At 75.7% G+C, this 23,163-nt stretch carries 22 protein-coding genes; 19 read left to right on the plus strand and 3 right to left on the minus strand.

The features are described from left to right. Positions 1-12 precede the first annotated feature (12 nt). The 3 genes from K1Y72_RS12385 to K1Y72_RS12395 all read left to right on the plus strand — a co-directional run bounded on the left by K1Y72_RS12385 (position 13) and on the right by K1Y72_RS12395 (position 3,315). Positions 13-1,026, plus strand: coding sequence for an HAD-IIA family hydrolase (locus K1Y72_RS12385; RefSeq protein ID WP_220166231.1), 1,014 nt, complete (start codon positions 13-15; stop codon positions 1,024-1,026). A gap of 70 nt (positions 1,027-1,096) precedes the next feature. Beyond that, positions 1,097-2,191 (plus strand): glycerophosphodiester phosphodiesterase family protein, encoded by a 1,095-nt coding sequence (locus tag K1Y72_RS12390; protein ID WP_220166233.1) that lies wholly within the window; start codon positions 1,097-1,099, stop codon positions 2,189-2,191. A 74-nt stretch (positions 2,192-2,265) separates the two neighbouring features. Further along, positions 2,266-3,315 carry a glycerophosphodiester phosphodiesterase family protein gene (locus K1Y72_RS12395; RefSeq protein ID WP_258572348.1) on the plus strand — a complete coding sequence of 350 codons (1,050 nt, stop codon included), beginning with the start codon at positions 2,266-2,268 and terminating at the stop codon, positions 3,313-3,315. On the opposite strand, the gene K1Y72_RS12400 is transcribed toward K1Y72_RS12395, so the two are convergent. Beyond that, a complete protein-coding gene (locus K1Y72_RS12400) occupies positions 3,312-3,653 on the minus strand; it encodes an SCP2 sterol-binding domain-containing protein (protein WP_220166235.1) in 342 nt (113 codons plus the stop codon). The genes K1Y72_RS12395 and K1Y72_RS12400 overlap by 4 nt on opposite strands. 114 nt (positions 3,654-3,767) lie before the next feature. Between K1Y72_RS12400 and K1Y72_RS12405 the strand changes: the two genes are divergently transcribed. The 11 genes from K1Y72_RS12405 to K1Y72_RS12455 all read left to right on the plus strand — a co-directional run bounded on the left by K1Y72_RS12405 (position 3,768) and on the right by K1Y72_RS12455 (position 17,073). Beyond that, the gene (locus tag K1Y72_RS12405) at positions 3,768-3,968 is read left to right on the plus strand and encodes a hypothetical protein (RefSeq protein ID WP_220166237.1); all 201 of its coding nucleotides are present in this window, start codon (positions 3,768-3,770) and stop codon (positions 3,966-3,968) included. After that, the gene (locus tag K1Y72_RS12410) at positions 3,965-4,765 is read left to right on the plus strand and encodes a TlyA family RNA methyltransferase (RefSeq protein ID WP_220166239.1); all 801 of its coding nucleotides are present in this window, start codon (positions 3,965-3,967) and stop codon (positions 4,763-4,765) included. The genes K1Y72_RS12405 and K1Y72_RS12410 overlap by 4 nt, the downstream gene beginning before the upstream one ends. Then, on the plus strand, positions 4,762-5,691 hold the full coding sequence (locus K1Y72_RS12415) for an NAD kinase (protein WP_220166241.1): 930 nt from the start codon (positions 4,762-4,764) through the stop codon (positions 5,689-5,691). The genes K1Y72_RS12410 and K1Y72_RS12415 overlap by 4 nt, the downstream gene beginning before the upstream one ends. Before the next feature lie 60 nt (positions 5,692-5,751). Further along, positions 5,752-7,449 (plus strand): DNA repair protein RecN, encoded by a 1,698-nt coding sequence (gene recN, locus K1Y72_RS12420; protein WP_220166243.1) that lies wholly within the window; start codon positions 5,752-5,754, stop codon positions 7,447-7,449. Between the two features lie 125 nt (positions 7,450-7,574). After that, complete coding sequence (gene steA / locus K1Y72_RS12425; protein ID WP_220166244.1) at positions 7,575-8,831, plus strand: putative cytokinetic ring protein SteA; 1,257 nt, start codon at positions 7,575-7,577, stop codon at positions 8,829-8,831. Further along, on the plus strand, positions 8,828-9,784 hold the full coding sequence (locus K1Y72_RS12430) for a copper transporter (protein ID WP_220166245.1): 957 nt from the start codon (positions 8,828-8,830) through the stop codon (positions 9,782-9,784). The genes steA and K1Y72_RS12430 overlap by 4 nt, the downstream gene beginning before the upstream one ends. A gap of 9 nt (positions 9,785-9,793) precedes the next feature. Further along, positions 9,794-10,771, plus strand: a complete 978-nt coding sequence (locus K1Y72_RS12435; RefSeq protein ID WP_258572349.1) for a hypothetical protein — start codon at positions 9,794-9,796, stop codon at positions 10,769-10,771. A gap of 34 nt (positions 10,772-10,805) precedes the next feature. Next, positions 10,806-12,419, plus strand: coding sequence for a murein biosynthesis integral membrane protein MurJ (murJ, locus tag K1Y72_RS12440; protein ID WP_220166246.1), 1,614 nt, complete (start codon positions 10,806-10,808; stop codon positions 12,417-12,419). 64 nt (positions 12,420-12,483) lie between these two features. Further along, positions 12,484-13,608, plus strand: a complete 1,125-nt coding sequence (locus K1Y72_RS12445) for a glycosyltransferase family 4 protein (protein ID WP_258572370.1) — start codon at positions 12,484-12,486, stop codon at positions 13,606-13,608. A gap of 172 nt (positions 13,609-13,780) precedes the next feature. Continuing rightward, positions 13,781-14,797: a TerC family protein gene (locus K1Y72_RS12450; RefSeq protein ID WP_220166248.1), complete on the plus strand. Its 1,017-nt coding sequence runs from the start codon at positions 13,781-13,783 to the stop codon at positions 14,795-14,797. A 77-nt stretch (positions 14,798-14,874) separates the two neighbouring features. After that, the gene (locus K1Y72_RS12455; RefSeq protein ID WP_220166249.1) at positions 14,875-17,073 is read left to right on the plus strand and encodes an acyl-CoA dehydrogenase family protein; all 2,199 of its coding nucleotides are present in this window, start codon (positions 14,875-14,877) and stop codon (positions 17,071-17,073) included. 42 nt (positions 17,074-17,115) lie between these two features. Here the strand turns inward: K1Y72_RS12455 and K1Y72_RS12460 are convergent, their stop codons facing one another. Then, positions 17,116-17,469, minus strand: coding sequence for a hypothetical protein (locus K1Y72_RS12460; protein WP_220166250.1), 354 nt, complete (start codon positions 17,467-17,469; stop codon positions 17,116-17,118). A 174-nt stretch (positions 17,470-17,643) separates the two neighbouring features. Here K1Y72_RS12460 and K1Y72_RS12465 point away from each other — a divergent pair, with 174 nt between their 5' ends. The 5 genes from K1Y72_RS12465 (at position 17,644) to K1Y72_RS12485 (ending at position 21,746) form a co-directional block, all read left to right on the plus strand. Next, positions 17,644-18,111 (plus strand): hypothetical protein, encoded by a 468-nt coding sequence (locus tag K1Y72_RS12465; RefSeq protein WP_220166659.1) that lies wholly within the window; start codon positions 17,644-17,646, stop codon positions 18,109-18,111. Next, positions 18,108-18,989, plus strand: a complete 882-nt coding sequence (locus K1Y72_RS12470; protein WP_220166253.1) for an AAA family ATPase — start codon at positions 18,108-18,110, stop codon at positions 18,987-18,989. The genes K1Y72_RS12465 and K1Y72_RS12470 overlap by 4 nt, the downstream gene beginning before the upstream one ends. 4 nt (positions 18,990-18,993) lie before the next feature. Continuing rightward, positions 18,994-20,385 (plus strand): vWA domain-containing protein, encoded by a 1,392-nt coding sequence (locus K1Y72_RS12475; protein ID WP_220166255.1) that lies wholly within the window; start codon positions 18,994-18,996, stop codon positions 20,383-20,385. Positions 20,386-20,479: 94 nt separating this feature from the next. Then, positions 20,480-20,980: an RNA polymerase sigma factor gene (locus K1Y72_RS12480; RefSeq protein WP_220166257.1), complete on the plus strand. Its 501-nt coding sequence runs from the start codon at positions 20,480-20,482 to the stop codon at positions 20,978-20,980. Further along, positions 20,973-21,746, plus strand: coding sequence for a hypothetical protein (locus K1Y72_RS12485; RefSeq protein WP_220166259.1), 774 nt, complete (start codon positions 20,973-20,975; stop codon positions 21,744-21,746). The genes K1Y72_RS12480 and K1Y72_RS12485 overlap by 8 nt, the downstream gene beginning before the upstream one ends. A gap of 3 nt (positions 21,747-21,749) precedes the next feature. Here the strand turns inward: K1Y72_RS12485 and K1Y72_RS12490 are convergent, their stop codons facing one another. After that, positions 21,750-23,126: an MFS transporter gene (locus K1Y72_RS12490; protein ID WP_220166261.1), complete on the minus strand. Its 1,377-nt coding sequence runs from the start codon at positions 23,124-23,126 to the stop codon at positions 21,750-21,752. Positions 23,127-23,163: the final 37 nt, after the last annotated feature.

Consider the following 23,163-nt stretch of genomic DNA (forward strand, 5'->3'; position numbering starts at 1 on the left):
CGAGGAGACCCCATGAAGGGCTGCGACCGGCCGCTCTGCGAGACCTACGACGTCGCGCTGCTCGACCTGGACGGCGTCGTGTACGTCGGCCACCGGCCGGTGGCGAACGCCGCCGAGTCCCTGGCCAAGGCGCGCGCAGCCGGGCAGCGGCTCGCGTTCGTCACCAACAACGCCTCCCGGACGCCGTCGGCCGTCGCGGCGCTGCTGCACCGCGTCGGGGTGCCCGCCGACGCCGCCGACGTCGTCACCTCCGCGCAGGCCGCCGCGCGGCTGCTCGCCGAGCGGCTCCCCGCCGGCGCGCCCGTCCTGGTGGTCGGCGGCACCGGCCTCCGCAAGGCCCTCTACGACCGGGGCCTCCGCCCCGTCTCCACGGCCGCCGAGCGGCCCCGGGCCGTCGTGCAGGGCTACACCCCCGGCCTCGACTACGGGATCCTGGCCGAGGGCGCGCAGGCCGTCCAGCGCGGCGCCCTGTTCGTCGGGTCCAACCGGGACGCCACCATCCCCGGCGGCGACGGCGCGCCGAAGCCCGGCAACGGGTCGCTGCTGCAGGTCATCCGCACCGCCACCGGCGTCGAGCCGATCATCACCGGCAAGCCCGAGCGGCCCCTGCACCACGAGTCGATCCTGCGCACCGGCGCGGAGCGGCCCCTCGTCGTCGGCGACCGCCTGGACACCGACATCGAGGGCGCCCACAACGGCGGCGCCGACAGCCTCCTGGTGCTCACCGGCGTCACCCGGCCCCTGGACCTGCTCACCGCCGTCCCCGAGCACCGCCCCACCTACCTGGCGCCCGACCTCACCGGACTGCTCGCCGCCCACCCCGAGGCCGGCGCGGACGGCGACGCCCGCACCTGCGGCGGCTGGACCGCCCGCTGGGCGGGGGAGCGCCTGGAGGTCACCGGCGGCGGCGACCCCTACGACGGCCTGCGCGCCCTCGCGGCCGCCGCCTGGCGCGACGACCGCCCCGCCCCCGCTGAGGCCGTCACCGACGCCCTCGCCGCCCTCGGCCTGCCGCAGGACGCCTGACACCAACTGTTGGCGGGCCCCTCACCCGCATCACGCCCGCCCGCCGCCCGCGGCCGCGACGGTGTGGCGCATGGCACACCAGAGGAACCAGAGCACCAGGAAGGCGCGGGCCGCCGCGCTCGCCGCGGCCGCCCTCACCGCGGCGGGCGGGCCCGCGCTCGCCGGCACCGCCCGCGCCGACGGTCCCGCCCACCGGCCGCCGGCCTTCGACCTGCAGGCCCACCGCGGCGGCCTCGGCCTCGTCGTGGAGAGCACCCTGCCGGCGTTCGCCAACGCCCTGCGCCTCGGCGTCAGCACCCTCGAACTCGACGTGCAGATCACCAAGGACGGCCGCGCCGTCGTCACCCACGACCGCAAGATCAGCGCGGCCAAGTGCCGCGACACCGGCCCCGCCGCGCCCGGCGACCCCGCCTACCCCTACGTCGGCGAGTACGTCAACACCCTCACCCTCGCCCAGGTCCGCACCCTGGACTGCGGCTCGGCGACGCTGCCGCAGTTCCCCGGCCAGCGCGCCGCGCCCGGCGCGCGGATGCCGCTGCTCAGCGAGGTCTTCGCCCTGGTCAAGCGCGCGCACGCGAACGGCGTCAAGCTGAACGTGGAGACCAAGGTCGAGGCCGGGGCGCCCGCCGAGACCGCGCCCCGCGAGCAGTTCGTCCAGGTCACCGCCCGCGAGATCCGGCGCGCCCGCATCGTCCGCCAGGTGACGATCCAGAGCTTCGACTGGGGCTCCCTGATGCGGATGCGCCAGGTGGAGCCCCGGCTGCCCCTGGTCGCCCTCACCAACTACGACTTCCTGCAGACCGGGCAGGCCGGGCGCTCGCCCTGGCTCGGCGGCCTGGACATCGACGACTTCGGCGGCGACCCGCTGAAGGCGATCCGCTCCTTCGGCGCGTCCGCCTTCTCGCCCGTGCACGGCTTCCCGCAGGACGGCAAGGTCACCGACCCCGGCTACAAGCCCTACGTGACGCGCGCCATGGTCGCCGAGGCGCACCGGCTCGGCATCAAGGTGATCCCCTGGACGGTGGACGACGCGCCCACCATGAACAAGCTCATCGACGACGGCGTGGACGGCCTCATCACCGACTACCCCGACCGGCTGCGCGCCGTGCTCGCCGAGCGCGGCTACGCGCTGCCCCGCGCCTACCGCGTCCCCGAACAGCCGTAAGGAGCCGCCAGGCTTTACGAAAGCATTGCCCGGTTCGCGCTCGCGCGCCCGCCCGCAGTCGTCACGGTGTGCGCATGACGCGCTACAGCACCATGGCCACAGTGGTGACGGTCGCGGCGGCACTCGTCGCCGCGACCGTGCCCGGCGGGACGGCCCGCGCCGCCGGTCCGGCCTTCGACGTGCAGGCCCACCGGGGCGGGGCCGGGCTCGTCGTGGAGAACACCCTGCCCGCGTTCGCCAATGCGCTGCGGCTCGGCGTCAGCACCCTCGAACTCGACGTGCGGCTCACCCGCGACGGGCGGGCCGTCGTCGCCCACGACCGCCGCGTCGGCGCCGCCACCTGCCGCGACACCGGGCCCGCCGCGCCCGGTGACCCCGCCTATCCTTACGTCGGCGCGTACGTCAACGCCCTCACCCTGGCCCAGGTCCGCACCCTGGACTGCGGGTCGGCGACGCTGCCGAGGTTCCCCGGCCAGCGCGCCGCGCCCGGCGCGCGGATGCCGCTGCTCGCCGAGGTCTTCGACCTCGTGCGGCGCTCGCGCGCCACCGGCGTCCGGGTGAACGTGGAGCTCAAGGCCGAGCCCGGCGGCCCCACCCCCCGCGAGCGGTTCGTCCAGGTCGCCGCCCGCGAGATCCGGCGCGCCCGCATCGCCCGCCAGGTGATCGTCCAGAGTTTCGACTGGGGCGCCCTGCGGCTGATGCGCCGGGCCGAGCCACGGCTGCCCCTCGGCGCTCTCGCCGACCCCGGCCACCTGCAGTCCGGGCGCCCCGGCCGCTCGCCCTGGCTCGGCGGCCTGGACATCGACGACTTCGGCGGCGACCCGGTGCGGGCCGCCCGCGCCCTCGGCGCCGCCGTCGTGTCGCCCGTCCACGGCGCCCCGCCGGACGGCGCGGCCCCCGCCCCCGGTTACCGGCCCTACGTGACGCGCGCCATGGTCGCCGAGGCGCACCGGATCGGCCTGAGGATCGTGCCCTGGACGGTGAACGACGCGCCCACCATGAACAAGCTCATCGACGACGGTGTCGACGGCCTCATCACCGACTACCCCGACCGGCTGCGCACCGTCCTCGCCGCCCGGGGCTACGCCCTGCCCCGCCCCTACCGCGCCCCCGACCCCCGCTAGAGGACCTTGCGGAGGCGCAGCAGGTCGAAGATGCTCGCCTCGATTTTCAGGCGGCCCGACGCCCACGCCTTCGCCGGGCTCAGCGTGTCGGCCGCCAGCGCCACCAGGTCGTCGCTGGACACCGTGAGCCGCACCTGCGCCGACTTCGGGTCGTCCGCCGGCTCGAAGGGATCCAGGCCCCCCGCGTGCAGCCGCGTCCGGAACGCCAGCCCGAGATCGGGGACGCGGCAGCTCACGGTCCGCTCCACCACGTGCTCGGCCAGCTTGTCGCCGTCCACCTCCGCGAGCCGCAGCGCGATCCGGTCCAGCGCCGCGCGGCACTCCTCCTCGTTCGCCATGGTCAGGCCGTTCCCCGTTCGGTCGCCAACGATGTCCGCAAGGGACGGTAGCGTTCGGAGCGAGCCCTCAGCGACCCGCGGCACGCGGGCCGGGGCGTTCTTGGAGGTGAACAGATGGCCGACGAGGCTCCCGCCGCGTCCGGGGACGCCCGCGTCGACGACGCGCTGGCCCGCCTCGGCGAGCTGGCCGGACGCCCGGTCGCCGAGCACGTGCAGGTCTTCGAGGACGTCCACCAGCGCCTGCAGGAGCTGCTGGTGTCGGCCGACGCGCCGCCGAGCGCCATCCCCGGCGCGCCCACCTACGAGGGCGCATGAGCCGCCGCCGCCTGGACGCCGAGCTGGTGCGGCGCGGCCTCGCCCGCTCGCGCGAGCACGCCACCCAGCTCATCGACGCCGGCCGCGTCAAGGTCGGCGGCCAGACCGCCGGCAAGGCCGCCACCCAGGTCGACACCGGCGCCGCCGTCCTCGTCGAGGCCGAGGAGAGCGGCCCCGAGTACGTCTCGCGCGGCGGCCACAAGCTCGCCGGCGCGCTCGCGGCGTTCCCCGGCCTGACGGTCGCCGGGCGGGTCTGCCTGGACGCCGGCGCCTCCACCGGCGGGTTCACCGACGTGCTGCTGCGCAACGGCGCCGCGCACGTGTACGCCGTCGACGTCGGCTACGGGCAGATCGCCTGGTCGCTGCGCACCGACGACCGCGTCACCGTCCGCGAGCGCCTCAACATCCGCGAGCTGGCCCCCGCCGACCTCGGCGAGCCCGCGCCCGACCTGGTCGTCGGCGACCTGTCGTTCATCTCGCTGCGACTCGTGCTCGCCCCGATCCGGCGGTGCGTGGCGCCCGCCGCCGACTACGCCATGATGGTGAAGCCCCAGTTCGAGGTCGGCAAGGACCGCGTCGGCGCCGGCGGCGTCGTGCGCGACCCGCTGCTGCGCGCCGCCGCCGTCCGCGACGTCGCCGCGCACGCCGCGACCCTCGGCCTCGGGGTGAACGGCGTCACCGCCAGCCCGCTGCCGGGCCCGTCGGGCAACGTGGAGTACTTCCTGTGGCTGCGCGCAGGCGCGCCGCCGCTGGACGAGGACGAGCTGGCCGAGGCCATCACGGAAGGGCCGCAGTGAACGACGCGAGAACAGTGCTGGTGGTCGTGCACACCGGGCGCGCGGACGCCGTCCGCAGCGCCCAGCTGGTCATCGAGAAGCTCACCGCCGCCGGCATCGCGGTCCGGGTCCTGGCCGACGAGGCCAAGGACATCGGCTGCACCGGCGTGCAGGTGATGGAGTGCGGCGACGGCATCGCCGAGGGCGCCGAGGTCGTCATGGTCCTCGGCGGCGACGGCACGCTGCTGCGCGCCGCCGACCTCGCCCGCCCCGCCGGCGCCCCGCTGCTCGGCGTGAACCTCGGGCACGTGGGGTTCCTCGCCGAGGCCGAGCGCGAGGACCTCGCCGCGACCGTCGAGCGCGTCGTCAGCCGCGACTACGACGTCGAGGAGCGGATGACGATCGACATCACCGTCCGCCGCAACGGCGAGGTCATCGGCACCGGCTGGGCGCTGAACGAGTCGACCGTGGAGAAGTCCGAGCGCGAGCGGATGCTGGAGGTCGTCGCCGAGATCGACGGCCGGCCGCTGTCCAACTGGGGCTGCGACGGCGTCGTCTGCGCCACCCCGACCGGCTCCACCGCCTACGCCTTCTCGGCGGGCGGCCCGGTGGTGTGGCCCGAGGTCGAGGCGATGCTGGTCGTGCCGATCAGCGCGCACGCGCTGTTCGCCCGCCCGCTGGTGGTCTCGCCCGACAGCCTCGTCGCGATCGAGGTGATGCCGGGCACCCCGCGCGCGGTCGTGTGGTGTGACGGACGCCGCACCCTGGACCTGCCGCCCGGCGCCCGGGTCGAGGTGCGCCGCGGCCACCGGCCGGTGAAGCTCGCCCGCCTGCACCTCACCCCGTTCACCGACCGGCTGGTCACCAAGTTCGGCCTGCCGGTCACCGGCTGGCGCGGACGTTCCCGGGCGCGCCAGGAGGAACCGGACGCGCCCGGGAGGGGATAATCTCCACAGGCGCCGAAACCGGGACTGTTCTTGCGAGGGGTTGTGACGCTGGTGCGTCCGATGGTCGATGAGGTGCGGATCCAGGGCCTCGGGGTGATCGACGAGGCCGTGCTCGATCTGTCCCCTGGGTTCAACGTGGTCACCGGCGAGACCGGGGCCGGCAAGACGATGGTGGTGACGAGCCTCGGCCTGCTGTTCGGCGGCCGCGCCGACCCGCAGCGGGTCCGGCCCGGCGCCGACCGCGCCACCGTCGAGGGGCGCATCGTCGTCGACCCCGCCGGGCGGGTGCTGGAGCGCGTCGAGGAGGCCGGCGGCGAGCTCGACGACGGCGCGCTGATCGTCACCCGGTCGGTGTCGGCCGAGGGCCGCTCGCGCGCCTACCTCGGCGGCCGCTCGGTCCCCGTCAGCCTGCTCATCGGCCTCGCCGACGATCTGGTCGCCGTGCACGGCCAGTCCGACCAGCAGCGGCTGCTGCAGGCCGGCCGCCAGCGCGGCGCCCTCGACCGCTACGCCGGGTCCGCGCTCACCAAGCCGATGCGCGCCTACACCAAGGCCTACCAGCGGCACCGGCAGGTCGCCGCGCTGCTGGAGGAGCTCACCACCCGCGCCGCCGAGCGCCGCGCCGAGGCCGACCTGCTGCGGTTCTCCCTCACCGAGATCGAGAAGATCGACCCCAAGCCCGGCGAGGACGTCGACCTGGCCGCCGAGGAGGAGCGCCTCGGCCACGCCGACGCGCTGCGCGGCGCCGCCGACACCGCCCACGAGGCGCTGCTCGGCGACCCCGCCGCCGCGTTCGAGGCCGCCAACGTCGTCGGGCTGCTCGGCGCCGCCCGCAACGCCCTGGACGCCGTCCGCGACCACGACCCCGAGCTCGCCGCGCTCGCCGACCGCCTCGCCGAGGCCGGCTACCTGGTCTCCGACGTCGGCACCGACCTCGCCGCCTACGCCGAGTCGGTCGACGCCGACCCCGGCCGCCTCGCCGTCGTGCAGGAGCGCCGCGCCGAGGTCACCTCCCTCGTCCGCAAGCACGGCGAGTCGGTGGAGGAGGTCCTGGAGTGGGCCCGCGCCTCCGCGTCCCGCCTCGCCGAGCTGGAGGGCGACGACGACCGCATCGACGAGCTGCGCGCCGAGTTCGAGGAGCTGACCGGGCACCTGCACGCCGAGGCCGCCGAGCTGACCGCCGTCCGCCAGGGCGCCGCCGAGCGGTTCTCCGGCGCCGTCACCGAGGAGCTGGCGGCGCTCGCCATGCCGCACGCCCGCGTCGTCGTCAGCGTCACCCCGACCGAGGAGTACGGGCCGCAGGGCGCCGACGAGGTCGAGGTCCGCCTCGCCCCGCACCCCGGCGCGACCCCGCTGCCGCTGCACAAGGGCGCCTCCGGCGGCGAGCTGTCGCGCGTCATGCTCGCCATCGAGGTGGTGTTCGCGGGCGCCGACCCCGTCCCCACGTTCGTGTTCGACGAGGTCGACGCCGGCGTCGGCGGCAAGGCCGCCGTCGAGATCGGCCGCCGCCTGGCCCGCCTGTCGCGCAACGCCCAGGTCATCGTCGTCACCCACCTGCCGCAGGTCGCCGCGTTCGCCGACCAGCACCTGCTGGTGGAGAAGTCCCACGACGGCACCGTCACCAGCAGCGGCGTCACCGCCCTGGACCGCGAGGGCCGCGTCCGCGAGCTGTCGCGGATGCTGGCGGGCCTGGAGGACTCCGAGCTCGGCCGCGCCCACGCCGAGGAGCTGCTCGACCTCGCCGCCCGCGAGCCATGACCGGGCAGGTGGCGCGCCACCGATCCGCCACCCCCCGGTAAAACGACAGACGGTACGCGAACGGACACGCCCCGCACGTGGACGGTGCGGGTGCGGGCCCGCGCGCTCTGGCAGGATGGCAGCCGATGAACGACCCTTCTCCGATCACCGAGAGCCGCGCCCGGCGGCCGGACGAGCCGGCCAGGCCGGCCCGGCGGCCGCGCCGCGGCCTCCCGCTCGGCCGCGGTCGTGACGACGGCCGCGCCGGGGTCACCGCGACCGTCCGGCTGGACCGCCGCACCAAGGACCTCACCAAGCGGCTCCAGCCCGGCGAGGTCGCCGTCATCGACCACGTCGACCTGGACCGGGTGAGCGCCGAGGCGCTGGTGTCCTGCCAGGTCGGCGCCGTCGTCAACGTCGCGCCCAGCATCTCGGGCCGCTACCCCAACCTCGGGCCGCAGATCCTCGTCGAGGCCGGCATCCCGCTGCTCGACGACGTCGGCCCCGAGATCTTCACCCGGGTGAGCGAGGGCGACCAGGTCCGCGTCGAGGGCTCCAGCGTCCACAAGGGCGAGGACGTCGTCGCCAAGGGCACCGCGCAGACCGCGGCATCGGTGCAGGAGGCGATCACCGCCGCCAAGGCGGGCCTCGCCCACCAGCTGGAGGCGTTCGTCGCCAACACGATGGAGTACGTCAAGCGCGAGCGCGACCTGCTCATCGACGGCGTCGGCGTCCCCGACGTGGCCACCGAGATCGCCGGCCGGCACGCGCTGATCGTGGTGCGCGGCTACCACTACCGCGAGGACATCGCGGCGCTGCGCCCCTACATCCGCGAGTACCGGCCGGTCCTCATCGGCGTGGACGGCGGCGCCGACGCGCTGCTGGAGGCCGGCTACCGCCCCGACATGATCGTCGGGGACATGGACTCGGTCTCCGACGCCGCCCTCACCAGCGGCGCCGAGATCGTCGTGCACGCCTACCGGGACGGGCGCGCGCCCGGCCTGAAGCGGGTGCACGAGCTCGGCCGCGAGGCCGTCACCTTCCCCGCCACCGCCACCAGCGAGGACATCGCGATGCTCCTCGCCGACGACAAGGGCGCCTCGCTCATCGTCGCGGTCGGCACCCACGCCAACATGGTGGAGTTCCTGGACAAGGGCCGCGCCGGCATGGCCAGCACGTTCCTCACCCGGCTCCGCGTCGGCAGCAAGCTGGTCGACGCCAAGGGCGTCTCCCGGCTGTACCGCAGCCGCATCTCCACCTGGTCGCTGCTGTTCCTGGTGATCGGCGCGTTCATCGCCATGACCACGGCCGTGTTCATGTCGCCGGCCGGGGACGTCATCCGCCCCCTGCTGGCCGACCGCTGGCACGCCTTCCTCTTCTGGCTGACCGGACTGTTCACGTGATCGATTTCCGTTACCACCTCGTCTCCATCGTCGCGATCTTCCTGGCGCTGGCGCTCGGCATCATCCTCGGCTCCACCACGCTGTCGGACTCGGTCACCTCGGGCCTGAAGCGGGAGGCGACCGCGGCCGCCAAGCGCAACGAGACGCTCCGCCAGGAGCAGGCCCAGCTCACCCGGCAGACCAAGGGCGAGGAGCAGTTCGCCCAGATCCTCGGCCCGCAGATCGTCACCGGGCGGCTCGCCGGCCAGTCGGTCGTGCTGGTGGAGACGCCCGGCGCCGGCAACGACGGCATCGAGCGCCTCGGCGAGCTGGCGCAGCAGGCCGGCGCGACCGTCACCGGCCGCGTCACGCTGCAGAAGAAGTTCCTCGACGACGACCAGGCCGCCACCGTCGACGAGCTCGCCGCCCAGCTGAAGCCGGCCGGCGTCCAGTTCGCCGCCGACGCCACGCCCTACGGCAAGGCGGGGCAGGTGCTGGCGTCGGCGCTGGTCGCCAAGGCGCCCGCCGACACCGGCCGCGAGGACGCCGTCGGCGGGTCGATCCTCAACGGATTCCGGCAGGCGGGTTACGTGACCACCAGCGGCAAGCCCGGCCAGCATGCGACACTCGCCATCATGGTCGCCCCGTCCACGCCCTACACCGCCGAGGGCGGCGACGCCGACAACAAGGCGCTGCTCGCGGTGGCGTCGGCGCTGGACGCCGGCGCGCGCGGCAGCGTGCTCGGCGGCCCGCAGACCGCCGCCGCCAAGGGCGGCCTCGTCGCCGCCCTGCGCGACGGCGACGAGGCGCGGAGCATCTCCTCGGTCGACACCGTGGACACCGCCTCCGGCCAGGTCGTGACGGTCCTGGCGCTGCAGAACGAGATGGCCGGGAAGGCCGGCCAGTACGGGATCGGCGACGGCGTGAGCGGCTACCTGCCGTCACCGGCGCCCGCCGCCGGCAAGAACGGATAGAGACTCTCGATGACGCGACGCACCTCCGCCGCCGGAACCGCCGCCGGAACCGGCACCGCCGTCCGCCTGCTGGCGGGCACGGCCCTCGGCGCCCTCGCCGCCCGCGCGGCCTACACGGCGCTGACCGCCCGCCCGCCCGGCCTCGCCGGACGGCCCGGCGCGGAGGTGTGGGGCCGCACCAACCACCGGGGCGAGCCCGTCACCCTGCTGGAGGGCCCGGCGTTCGTGCTGGGCGCCGCCGCGGGCGGCCTGCTCGCGCCGGGCCCGGCCGGCCGTGACCGCGCGGCGGCGCTGCTGGCGGGCGGTGCGGCCGGCGTCCTCGGCGGCTACGACGACCTCATCGGCACCGCCGGCTCGCGCGGCTTCAAGGGCCACCTCGGCGCCCTCGCCCGCGGCGAGGTCACCACCGGCGCCGTGAAGATCCTCGGGATCGGCGCGACCGGCCTCGCCGCCGCGGCCGTCGCGGGCTCGCCCGCGCCGTCCCGCGCCGGCCGCGCGCTCGACGTCGCGCTGAACGGCGTCCTCATCGCCGGCGGCGCCAACCTGATGAACCTGTTCGACCTGCGGCCCGGCCGCGCCGTCAAGGTCGGCCTGCTCGCCGGGACGCCGCTCGCCCTCACCGGCGGCGGCGCGGTGGCGGCCGCGCCGCTCGGCGCCGCCGCCGCGCTGCTGCCGACCGACCTCGCCGAGCGGGCCATGCTCGGCGACACCGGCGCCAACGCGCTCGGCGCGCTGCTCGGCCTGGCCGCCGGGCGCCTCGGCCGCGGCCCCCGCCTCGCCGCCCTCGCCGGCGTCGTCGGGCTGAACGCCGCCAGCGAGTTCGTGTCCTTCACCAAGGTCATCGCGGGCAACCCGGTGCTGAACCGGATCGACATGCTCGGCCGCCGCACGGTCGCCGCCCCGGCGCCCGCCGCCGCGCCCGCCGCCCCCGCCGCTCCGGGGACCGCCGCGCCCGAGGACGCGCCCGCCGCCGGCCCCGTCGCCTGACCGCTCCCTCCCCCCGGAAGAACCCGCCACCCACGTGTCCACCAGCCTCCGCCGCCTCACCGGCGGTCTCGCGGGCGCCGCCGTCATCATCGCCGTCATCACCGTGCTGTCGCGGCTGGCCGGCTTCGCCCGCACCTTCGTCTTCTCCCAGACCGTCACGACCTCCTGCCTCAGCCAGGCGTACTTCACCTCCACCCAGCTCCCGAGCATCGTCTACGAGATCGTCGCGGGCGGCGCGCTCGCCAGCATGGTCGTGCCGGTGCTCGCCGGGCCCGCCGAGCGCGGCGACCGCGCCCAGGTCCGGCAGATCACCTCGGCGCTGCTGAGCTGGATCGTGCTCGCCATGGTGCCGCTGTCGCTGCTCATGGCGGTGCTGGCCCGCCCGATCATGGAGCTGCTGGTCGGCCCCGACCTGGCCGGCTGCGCGCGCGGCGACATCGTCGCGGTCGGCGGCGACCTGCTGGCGATCATGGCCCCGCAGATGGTCATGTACGGGCTGGCCGTGGTGCTCTACGGGCTGCTGCAGTCGCACCGCCGGTTCGTCGCGCCCGCCCTCGCGCCGCTGATGTCCAGCCTGGTGGTGATCGCCGCCTACCTGGTGTACGCGCCGCTCGGCCGCGGCTACGAGAACGACCTCGCGCACCTGCCGCTGCCCGCCGAGCTGACGCTCGGGATCGGCACCGCCCTCGGCGGCGTCGCCCTCGCCGCGACCGCCGGCGTCGCCGCCTGGCGGCTCCGCCTCGGCCTGCGGCCCACCCTGCGCTTCCCGCCGGGGGTGGCGCGCCGGGTGCGGCGCCTCGCCGCCGCGGGCCTCGCCACCGTCGTCGCGCAGCAGCTCTCGGCGCTGCTGGTGGTCCGGCTCAGCTATTCGGGCACCGGCGGCGCCCTCGCCAACTACCAGTACGCCTGGGCGATCTACCTGCTGCCCTGGGCGATCCTGGCGGTGCCGATCGCCACCAGCGCCTTCCCGATGCTGTCGGCGCGCATCAGCGCGGGCGAGCAGGACCGCTTCGACGCCATCACCGCCGCCACCACCCGCGCGGTGGTCCTGGTGTCGTGCCTCGGCGCCGCCGCCCTCGCCGCCGTCGCGCTGCCCGCCTCGGCCGTCTTCAACCCCGGCCGCCCCGACCAGCAGGAGGTGCTGGCCCGCGCGGTGCTGGCGTTCGCGCCCGGCCTGCTCGGCTACGGCCTCATCGCCCACCTCGGCCGCGTGCTGTACGCCTGCGGGCGCGGCAAGATGGGCGCCCTCGCCACCATCGCCGGCTGGCTGTCGGTCATGGCCGCCGACGTGGCGCTCGTCGCGGCCGCCGACCGCAAGTGGGTCGTGGCGGCGCTCGGCGCGGGCAACGCGCTCGGCATGACCGTCGCCGGCGTCCTGCTGCTGGCCACGCTGGTGCGGGCCCGCGGCCGCGCCGCCGTCCGCGGCCTGCCCCGCGTGCTGGCCGCCGGGCTGGCGGGCGGCGCGGCGGGCGCCGCCGCCGGGTACGCGGTCGCGGCCTGGTTCGGGATCGGCGCGCAGGTGGCCAATGTGGCGGTCGCGGTTTTCGCGGCCGTGATCGCGGTAGGCGTGTTCGTGGCGGTGACATTCGTGATCGACGGCCGGGACCTGCGGGCCGTCCTCAGCCGGAGGGTGACGCGCAATGCCTGACGAGAAGAAGCCCGACCAGGAGCCGGACGGGAAGAGGCCGGCCGCGCCGGAGCGGCTGGACGGCCTGCGGGTGGCGCTGGTGCTCGGCACCGCCGCCGGCGGCCTCGGCCGCCACGTGCGGGCGGTCGCCGCCGGCCTCGCCGAGCGCGGCGCGGGCGTCGTGGTGTGCGGCCCGGCCGCGACCGAGGAGTCCTACGGCTTCACCGGCCCCGGCGTCCGGTTCGCCGAGGTCGACGTCGCCGACCGGCCGCGCCCCGTGCAGGACGCCCGCGCCGTCCTCCGGCTGCGGCGGCTGCTCGCGGACGCCGACGTGGTGCACGCCCACGGCCTGCGCGCGGGCGCCCTCGCGATCGCGGCGACCGCGCGCGTCGCGCCCGGCCCGCTGCGCCTGTCGCGCGGAGGAGCCCCCGTCGTGGTCACGCTGCACAACGCCGTGCTCGCCGGGGGCCGCACCGCCGCCGTCTACGGGGCGCTGGAGCGGGTCGTGGCGCGCGGCGCCGCGATGGTCCTCGGCGTCTCCCCGGACCTGGAGGAGCGGATGCGGGCCCTGCACGCCCGCCGCGTCGGCCTCGCGCTGGTGCCCTCGCCCGCCCCGGACGCCCCACCGGACCCGGCCGCCCGCGACCGCGTGCGCGCCGCCCTCGGCGCGGGGGAGCGGCCGCTGATCGTCACCGTGGGCCGGCTCGCCGACCAGAAGGGCCTGCCGACGCTGCTGGACGCCGCGGCCGGCTGGGACCGGCGCGCCCCGAAGCCGCTCGTCGCGATCGCCGGCGACGGGCCGCTCCGCCCCGAGCTGGAGGCCCGCATCGGCGCCGAGGACCTTCCGGTCCGGCTGCTCGGCCACCGCGCGGACGTCCCGGACCTGCTCGCCGCCGCCGACGTGGCGGTGGTGCCGAGCGTCTGGGAGGGCCAGCCCCTCATCGTCCAGGAGATCCTGCGGGCCGGGCGGCCGCTGGTGGCGACCCGTGTCGGCGGCATCCCGGTCATGGTCGGCGCGGACGCCGCGCTGCTCGTCGAGCCGGGCGAGGCGGAGGCGCTGGAGCGGGCCGTCGCGAGCGTCCTGGACGATCCGGAGCTCGCCGCCCGGCTCGGCGCCGCCGCGCTGCGACGGGCCGGGACGCTGCCGACCGAGCGGGACGCCGTCGATCAGCTCGCCGGGATCTACCGGGGCCTGACGGAACGCAAATAGTCCCGCCCGCCGGGAACGGACCGGGGCGCCGCCGCGTTGTAGGGGATATGGAGGGGAGTATCCCCCAACGGCGCCTTCGTCAATACGGTCGGTCCGCACCGGCCCGGAGCGCCGGCCCCCGCAGCGGGGCGGGAGAGACCTCCGAGGCATCTTCGCGCTCGGAGGCACCCTCGTGCACGTCGCCCCCTGGGTCTGGGCCCTGACGATCGTCGGGATCCTGGCCGTCATCCTCACCGACCTGCTGGTCATCCACCGCAACGACACCCGCGAGTTCACCACCCGCCGGGCCGCGTTCTGGTCCGCCGTCTACATCGGCCTCGCGGTCGCGTTCGGGCTGGGCGTCTGGATCTTCTGGGACGGGACGCACGCCGCGCAGTACTTCGGCGGCTTCGTCACCGAGAAGAGCCTGAGCGTCGACAACCTGTTCGTCTTCATGGTGATCCTCGCCCGGTTCGCGGTGCCCAAGCACGCCCAGCACACCGTGCTGATGGCCGGGATCGTCATCGCGCTGGTGCTGCGCGGCGTCTTCATCGCCGTCGGCGCCGCCGCCCTGTCCACCTTCACCTGGGTGTTCTTCCTCTTCGGCGCCTTCCTCATCTGGACCGCGATCGGCCTCGTCCGCCACGGCGACGAGGACGCGGAGTTCAAGGAGAACTTCCTGCTGCGCTGGGTGAAGCGCGCCGTCCCGACCACCGAGGACTACCAGGGCAACAAGGCCGTCGTGCGGCGCGGCGGCAAGCTGGTCGCCACCCCGCTGCTCATCGTCATGATCGCGATCGGGTCCACCGACGTGCTGTTCGCGCTGGACTCCATCCCGGCGATCTTCGGGCTGACCACCGAGCCCTACCTGGTGTTCACCGCCAACGCCTTCGCGCTGATGGGCCTCGTCCAGCTCTACTTCCTGCTCGACGGGCTCACCGACCGGCTGGTCTACCTCGGCCACGGCCTGGCGTTCATCCTCGGCTTCATCGGCGTCAAGCTGATCTTCCACGCGCTGCACGAGTACGGCGCGCACTGGGCCCCCGACATCTCGACCTGGCTGTCGCTCGCGGTCATCGCCGGCACCCTGGTCGCCACCACCGCGGCCAGCCTGGCGTCGTCCAAGAACCCGGCGCGCGTGCCCGTTCCGGCCGCCGGCGAGGACGAGTCCGCAGGTGAGCGCGCCGCGACCGGCGAGCGCCGGGACTGAGACCGGGGTCACTGCAGCGGTAAATCAGAATGCTGTTCTAGAATCGCGTCCAACAGCGGTTCGAGAGAAGGTGACGCATGGCCATCGGGCTCACCGAAGAGCATGAGGCACTCGCCGATTCGGTACGCGGGTTCGCCGAGCGCAACATCCCCGTGTCGGTCGTGAGGGCCGCCCTGGAGGCCGGCGCCGAGGAGCGCCCGGCGTTCTGGACCGGCCTCGCCGAGCAGGGCCTGCTCGGCCTGCACCTCGCCGAGGACCTCGGCGGCGCCGGCTACGGGCTGCTGGAGCTGGCCGTCGCGGTCGAGGCGCTCGGCCGCGCCGCCGCGCCCGGCCCGTTCCTGCCGACCGTCCTCGCCAGCGCCGCGATCGACGCGTCCGGCGCCGGCAAGGCCCGCGCCGCGCTGCTGCCCGGCCTCGCCGACGGCAGCACCACCGCCGCCCTCGCCCTGACCGGCGGCCTCACCGGCAGCCGCGACGGCGGCGCGCTGGTGGTGAGCGGCACCGCCGCGACCGTCCTCGGCGCCGCGCTCGCCGACGTGCTGGTTCTGCCGGTCGCGGTCGGCGACGCCACCGAGTGGGTCGTGGTGGACGCCGGCGACGTCACCGTCACCCCGGTCGACAGCCTGGACCGGGTCCGGCGCGTCGCCCGCGTCGAGGCCGACGGCGTCGCCGTCCAGGCCGACCGGGTGCTGGACGGCCTCACCGAGGGCCGGGTCCGCGACCTGGCGGCGGTGCTGTTCGGCGCCGAGGCGGCCGGCCTGTCCGGCTGGCTCGTCACGACGGCGAGCGAGTACGCCAAGGTCCGCGAGCAGTTCGGCCGCCCGATCGGCCAGTTCCAGGGCGTCAAGCACAAGGCCGCCCGGATGCTGATCGCCTCCGAGCAGGCCGGCGCCGCCGCCTGGGACGCCGCCCGCGCCCTGGACGAGGGCGCGCCCGAGGCCGGCTTCGCCGCCGCCGTCGCGGCCGTCATCGCCGTCGACGCCGGCGTGCAGACCGCCCGCGACGCCATCCAGATCCTCGGCGGCATCGGGTTCACCTGGGAGCACGAGGCGCACGTCTACCTGCGCCGCGCGCTCACCCTGCGGGCCCTGCTCGGCCCGGCCAAGGACTGGGCCGCGATCGTGGCGGACAAGGCCCTGGCCGGCGGCCGCCGCGAGGTCGAGCTGGAGCTCGACGACGACACCGAGCCGCTGCGCGAGCGGATCCGCGGCGAGATCGCCGAGCTCGCCGCGATCTCCGACAAGGGCGAGCTCAACACCAAAATGGGCGACGAGGGCTGGACCGTCCCGCACTTCCCGAAGCCCTGGGGGCGCGGCGCGGGCCCGGTCGAGCAGATCCTGATCCAGCAGGAGCTGAAGGCCGCCAAGGTCAAGGCGCCCAACCTGGTGATCGGCGCCTGGCTGGTGCCGTCCCTGGTCCGCTACGGGTCCGAGGAGCAGAAGGAGCGCTTCCTGCGCCCGACGCTGCGCGGCCAGATCGTGTGGTGCCAGCTGTTCTCCGAGCCCGGCGCGGGCTCCGACCTCGCCTCCCTGTCGATGAAGGCCGAGCGGGTCGAGGGCGGCTGGAAGCTCACCGGCCAGAAGATCTGGACCTCGGTCGCGCAGTTCGCCCAGTGGGGCTTCTGCATCGCCCGCACCGACCCGTCGGCGGCCAAGCACGACGGCATCACCTACTTCCTCGTGGACATGAAGTCCGAGGGCGTGGACGTGCGGCCGCTGAAGGAGCTCACCGGCGAGGCCATCTTCAACGAGGTGTTCCTCGACGGCGTGTTCGTGCCCGACGACTGCGTCGTCGGCGAGGTGAACAAGGGCTGGCAGGTCGCCCGCAACACCCTGTCCAACGAGCGGGTGTCGCTGTCGACCGGCGGCGGCATGGGCATGGGCGTGCCCGAGCTGCTGAAGTTCTTCGCCGGCCGTGAGCTCGGGCCGGTCGCGGCCGCCGAGGTCGGCCGGCTCGTCGCGCAGGGCCAGTCCATCGACCTGCTCGGCCTCCGCACCACCCTGAAGCAGCTGAACGGGGTGGAGCCGGGCGCCGAGGCCAGCGTCCGCAAGCTGCTCGGCGTGCAGTTCAACCAGGACGTCGCCGACCACTGCTGGGCGGCGCAGGGCGAGGCCGCGGCCACCGAGGTCCCGCTGGCCGAGAGCGGCATCGTGGCGCGCGCCATGCTGTTCAGCCGGGCCATGACGATCTACGGCGGCACCACCGAGGTGCAGCTCAACATCATCGGCGAGCGGCTGCTCGGGCTGCCGCGCGACCCCGAGCCGGTGAAGAGGTAGCGTCCGCGTCCCGGGTCCGGTCCCGCCGCGGCGGGACCGGGCTCAGGAGCGGGGCCGGAACTGGTAGCCGAGGTTGATCGCCACGATCGCCAGCCAGACCGTGAGCAGCCCGCCCATGCCCGCCTGGGTGGCGCCGATCGCGCTCAGCGGGATCGCGGCGGCCAGCGTGATCACCACGACGGCGATGCTGAAGTCGCGCGGCGGGCGGTCGGCCGGCGCGGCGCGCACCGCGCGGCGGGGGGCGGGGGCCGTGCGGGCGTCGAGCGCCTCCTCGAGGCGCTCGACGATCGACTGGGCGAACGCCTCGTCGTAGTCGGGCCCCAGTTCGCGGCGGGCGGCCATGGGGGCCCGCAGAGCCGCGCCGAGCTCGTCGTGCGGCAGCCGGTGAGTCGTCATGTTCCGGTTATAGGTCGGCGGACCGGGACCTGGCATCATCCTGCGGGACCAAACACCCCGTACCTCGCAAGTTCCATCCCGGGCCGGATACGGTACCGATCGGCGCCCGACCCCGCCCCGCCGCGTCCCGCTCCGCCCGTCCCCGCCCAGAATCCCCGGAGGTCACCCGTGAACATGCGGGTCCGCTCGACCGCATCCCTCGCCTGCGCGGTGCTCGGCGCCGCCCTCGCGCTGACCGCCTGCGGCGGGGGCGAGAAGAAGGACGCGACGCTGCCGCCTCCGCCGCCGACCACCCTCGCGCCGCTGCCCACGGTGCGGGCCGCCGACGTCAAGCCGCTCGTCGGCCGCTGGGTCGGCGCGCAGAAGGACTACTTCCAGTTCGCCGCGAACGGCACCGGCGTGTGGGTGCTGCGCGGCAAGGAGTACTGGAAGGGCACCGCGATCCCCGACGGCAAGGACAAGTACCGCTTCTCCTGGGAGGGCGGCGACCCGCAGAAGGCGTCGTACTGGGGCGTGACGCTCACCGACGGCGGGACCAAGCTGCTGTTCGCCGGGACCGGCCAGACCTACACCAAGTCCAAGGGCAAGGGCGCCCCGAAGTCCACCGCCAAGGCCACCCCCACCGCGAAGGCCGCGCAGTGAGCGCGGACGCCCCGGCGGCGGAGTTCGCCTCGCCCGCCGACGTCGCCGCGCGCCTCGCCGCCGGCGGCTACCTCACCGACGACGCGATCGCGACGACGGTGTTCCTCGCCCAGGCGCTCGGCAAGCCGCTGCTGGTGGAGGGCCCGGCCGGCGTCGGCAAGACCGAGCTGGCCAAGGCCGTCGCCGCCGCCACCGGCTCCGAGCTGATCCGCCTGCAGTGCTACGAGGGCCTGGACGAGGCCCGCGCCCTCTACGAGTTCAACTACAAGAAGCAGCTCCTGGCGATCCAGGCCGCGCCCGCCGACCGCGGCTGGCAGGACACCCACGACGACATCTTCGGCGAGGAGTTCCTGCTGGAGCGGCCGTTGCTCGCCGCGATCCGCCGCGAGCACCCGACCGTCCTGCTGATCGACGAGGCCGACAAGGCCGACGTCGAGGTCGAGGGCCTGCTGCTGGAGGTGCTGTCGGACTTCCAGGTGACGATCCCCGAGCTCGGCACCGTCACCGCCGTCCGCCGCCCCCTGGTGGTGATCACCTCGAACGCGGCGCGGGAGCTGTCGGAGGCGCTGAAGCGCCGCTGCCTGTACCTGCACATGGACTACCCGGACGCGGACCGCGAGCGCGACATCGTCCTCGCCCAGGTCCCCGGCATCGAGGCCGCGCTCGCCGAGCAGCTCGTGCGGACCGTCGGGACGCTGCGCGGCCTGGAGGTCAAGAAGGCGCCGTCGATCGCCGAGACCGTCGACTGGGCGCGGACCCTGCTCGCCCTCGGCCTCGACGAGCTGGACGAGGCGGCCGTCGCCCGCACCCTCGGCGTCGTCCTCAAGCACGTCTCCGACCAGCGCCGGGCCGCCCGGGAACTCGGGCTGAAGGGCTGAGCCGGTGGGGTCCCTGGTCGACCGGCACACCGGGTTCGTCGGCGCCCTCCGCGAGGCGGGCCTGCCGGTGTCGCTCGCCGAGGGCCTGGACGCGGTGCGCGCGATGCAGGCCATCGACCTGCTGGATCGCGCGTCGCTGCGCGCCGCCTACGCCGCGACGCTGGTCAAGCGCCCCGCCCACCGGGCCACCTTCGACACGCTGTTCGACCTGTGGTTCCCCGCCGCCCTCGGCGACGGCGCCGCGCACGCCGCCGACCGGCCGGGCCGCACCCTGGACGCCGGGGGCCGCCCCGTCCCGCCGCCGCTCGACCCGGTCGTCCAGGAGCGGCGCCGGGAGCTGGCCGACCTGATCGCCGCCGGGGACGAGGCGGCGCTCCGCCAGTTCGCCCGCGAGGCCGTCGCGGCGTTCGGGCAGGCGCCCGGCCAGGCGTCCTGGTTCTCCTCGGGGGTGCTGCGGGCGCTGTCGCCCGAGACGCTGATGGCCGGGCTCCTCGCCGCCGTGCTGGACGGGCAGGAGCGCGGCGGGATGGCCGAGCGGGTCGCGCGCCGCACCTTCCGCGACCGCATCGACCGGTTCGAGGAGATGGTCGCGACCGAGGTGCGGCGCCGCATCGCCGAGGACACCGGCGTCGAGCGCACCGCCCGGCTGTCGGTGCGGCCGCCGCTGGAGCAGCTCGATTTCAGCCGCGCGAGCCGCGCCGACCTCACCGCGCTGCGCCGCGAGGTGTACCCGCTCGCGCGGCGCCTCGCGACCCGGCTGGCGCAGAAGCAGCGCGCCGGGCGGCGCGGCCGGCTGGACTTCCGCCGCACCGTCCGCGCCTCGCTCGGCAGCGGCGGCGTCCCGCTCGCCACCGTGCACCGGCCGCGCCGCCCGCACCGGCCCGAGCTGGTCGTGCTCTGCGACGCCAGCGACTCGGTGACCGCGTTCGCGCACTTCACGCTGCTGCTGACGTTCGCGCTGCGCGAGCAGTTCAGCAAGGTCCGCGCGTTCGCCTTCATCGACGGCACCGACGAGATCACCAAGTTCTTCGAGCCGGGCGTGGACGTCGCCGACGCGATGACGCGGATGGCGAGCGAGGCGAACCTCGTCTGGATCACCGGCCGGTCCAACTACGGCAACGCCGTCAAGATGTTCGCCGAGCGGTACGGCGACGCCGTCACCTCGAAGACGGCGCTGCTGATCCTCGGGGACGCCCGCTCCAACTACGGCGAGCTGTCCCTGCCGGTCCTGCGCGAGCTGGCGGGCCGGGCGCGGCACGCCTACTGGCTGAACCCCGAGCAGCGCCGCTACTGGGACACCGGCGACTCGGCGGCGTCCCGCTACGGCGAGATCGTCGACATGTACGAGTGCCGCAACCTCGCCCAGCTCGCGGCGTTCATCGAGGAACTGGCCTGAGACCGGGCTGGGACCGGCTTGAGAAAGGCGCCCACGGCGCGCAACCCCGCAGGCTCCCGCCGCGTGTATCCCGCGACGGCGAAGAGGAGGCCAGGTGGCGGACGAAGCAGGGTTCGCGGACTTCTACCGCGCTGCCTATCCAGGGCTGGTGGCGGAGTTGTACGCGTACACGGGGAGCCTCGCGGAGGCGCAGGAGGTCGCCCAGGAGGCGTTCACCCGCGCCTGGGCGCGGTGGCGGCGCATCAGCGCCTACGACCAGCCGCGGGCGTGGGTGGCGCGCGTCGGGTACCGGCTCGCGGTGAGCCGCTGGCGGCGCGCGCGCAGCGCCCTCACCGGGCAGCTCCGGCACGGTCCGCCGCCGCCGGTGGCGCCGCCGGGGGAGAACTCGGTGGCGCTCGTCGCCGCGCTGTCCCGGCTGCCCGAGCCGCAGCGGCGGGCGATCGTGCTGCACCACATGGGCGGCTATCCGGTCGCCGAGATCGCCGCCCGCGAGGGCGTCGCGGAGGGGACCGTCAAGGCGCGCCTGTCGCGCGGGCGGCAGCGGCTGGCGGAACTGCTGGACGACGGCGAGCGCGAGGAGGCCGGGCGTGTTTGACATCGACGAGGCGTTCGAGGACCTGCGCCGGGACGTGGCCGGGGGCGTCGTGGCCCCCGACGGGCGGGAGATCGTGCGGCGCGCCCGGCGCCGCGCCCGGGCCCGCGTCGCGGCGGTGACCGTGGCCGCGGTGGTCGCCGCCGGGTCGGGGACGCTGCTGGTGCACGGGACGGCCGGGGCGCGGCCGCCGGTGACGGCGACGCCGTCCGCCCCGCCCACCGCGTCGGCGCGGCCGCAGGGCGAGATGGTGCGGTCCGACCTGCTCTACGCCGCGGCCGCCGCGCGCGACCCGGAGCGCTGGTCGTCCGACGACGGCGGGCTGAACGTGCCCGCGTGCAGCGGCGGGACCGAGGAGGAGCCCGATCCGTGGGCCGACGACATCGACGGCGTCGTCCGCCGGTTCGACCTGGCCTACAACGGCAACGCCGAGCCGGGCAACGAGGCGACGACCACCGAGCGCGGCGAGCAGGTGCTGATCTTCGACGGCGCCGGGTCCGCGCGCCTGACGATGGCGCGGATCGTCCGCCTCGCCGCGACCTGCCGCGGCATCAAGGTGGCCCATCCGGCCTTCGGGGACGAGGCGGTCCGCCTGGACTACGCGGCCGACGGGCAGGTGCAGCGGGCGGTGGCGGTCCGCCAGGGCGGCGCGATCGCGGTGTACTGGGACCTGCACAACGCCGCCCCGGCGTCGTCCGGCCTCGCCCGGCACGAGCGGGACGCCCGCGCCATGGCCGCCCGCCTCGCCGCGCGCGGCTTCCACGACTGAGGGTCAGTCGGTGAGGACGGCCGCCAGGGCGGCGCCCGCCAGGCACACGAGCGCGGACACCAGCATCGCGGTGTCGGCGCCGTGCACCAGCGCGGCCCTGGAGGCCGTCCCCGCCGTCGCGGCGACGGCGACGACGGCCGCGACGCCGAGCGCGGCGCCGATGTAGCGGGCGGTGTTGTTGGCGGCCGAGCCGACCGAGACGCGCTCGGGCGGGACGCTCTCCACCGCGACGCGGGCGAGCATCGCGTTGCCGAGGCCGCTGCCGGCCCCGGCGATCACCAGGCCGGGCAGCAGCCGCCACCAGGGCGTGCCGGGGGACAGGCCGAGCAGCGCGAACTCGCCGGCCGCGCTGATCACCAGGGCGGCGGCGAGCAGCCGCCCGGCGGTGAAGCGGGCGGGCAGCCGCCGGGCCTGGAGCGCGAACAGGAACGACAGGCCCGACCAGACGGCGAGCAGCAGCGCGCCCGCGAGCGGGCTGTACCCGAACCCGGTGTGGAAGACGGTGGCGAGGTAGCTCATCACCCCGATGATCCCGAGGCCGGTGATCAGGGCGGCGGCGACCGACAGCACGAACGGGCGGTGCCGGAGCAGCGCCAGGTCCAGCATCGGCGCCCGGTGCCGGGCCTCGACCAGCGCGAACGCGGCGAGCAGGACGGCGGCCGCGGTGAGCAGGGCGAGGACGGGCGGCCGCGTCCAGCCGGTCCGCCCGAGGGTGACGGCGGTGAGCAGCGCGGCGACGCCGCCGGTCATGGTGAGCGCGCCGGGCAGGTCCAGGCCGCGCCGCACGGCGGCGCGCGACTCCGGCAGCGCCCGCGCGGCGGAGGCGAGGGCCAGCGACGCGACGGCCGCCGCGCCGTACCAGAGGCGCCAGCCGGCGAGGGTGAGCAGGGCGGCGGCGACCGGCCCGAGCGCGATGCCCGCGCCGACCATGGCGCCCCACACGCCGGTCGCGCGGACCCGCTCGGCGCCGGTGAAGACTGCGCCGAGGGTGCCGAGCCCGGCGGCGAGCAGCGCGGCGCTCGCGGCGCCCTGCACGATCCGGCCGGCGACGAAGACGGCGGGGGTGGTGGCGAGGGCGCAGGCGGCGCTGGAGGCGGCGAGCAGCAGCGCGCCGGCGGTGAACACCCGGCGGCGGCCGTGGTCGTCGGCGAGGCTGCCGACGGTGAGCAGCGCGGCGGCGAGGCCGAGGCTGATCGAGCTCATCAGCCAGACGCGGGCGGTGGCGCCGGCGTGCAGGCCGGCGGCGGTGTCGGCGAGCACCGCGAACGGCGCGGTGTAGTTCATCAGCGCGAGCAGGGTCGCGGCGCTGGTCAGCCCGAGCACGGCCGCGGGGGCGGCGGGTGCGGACCGGGCGGCGCGGGCGGACGCCAGGGTGGTCATGCGGGCTCCTCGATCCTCGGGACACCGGCAGGTTCAA

The sequence above is a fragment of the Actinomadura parmotrematis genome (genome assembly GCF_019458805.1).
In the GTDB taxonomy this organism is placed as follows: Bacteria; Actinomycetota; Actinomycetes; order Streptosporangiales; family Streptosporangiaceae; genus Spirillospora; species Spirillospora parmotrematis.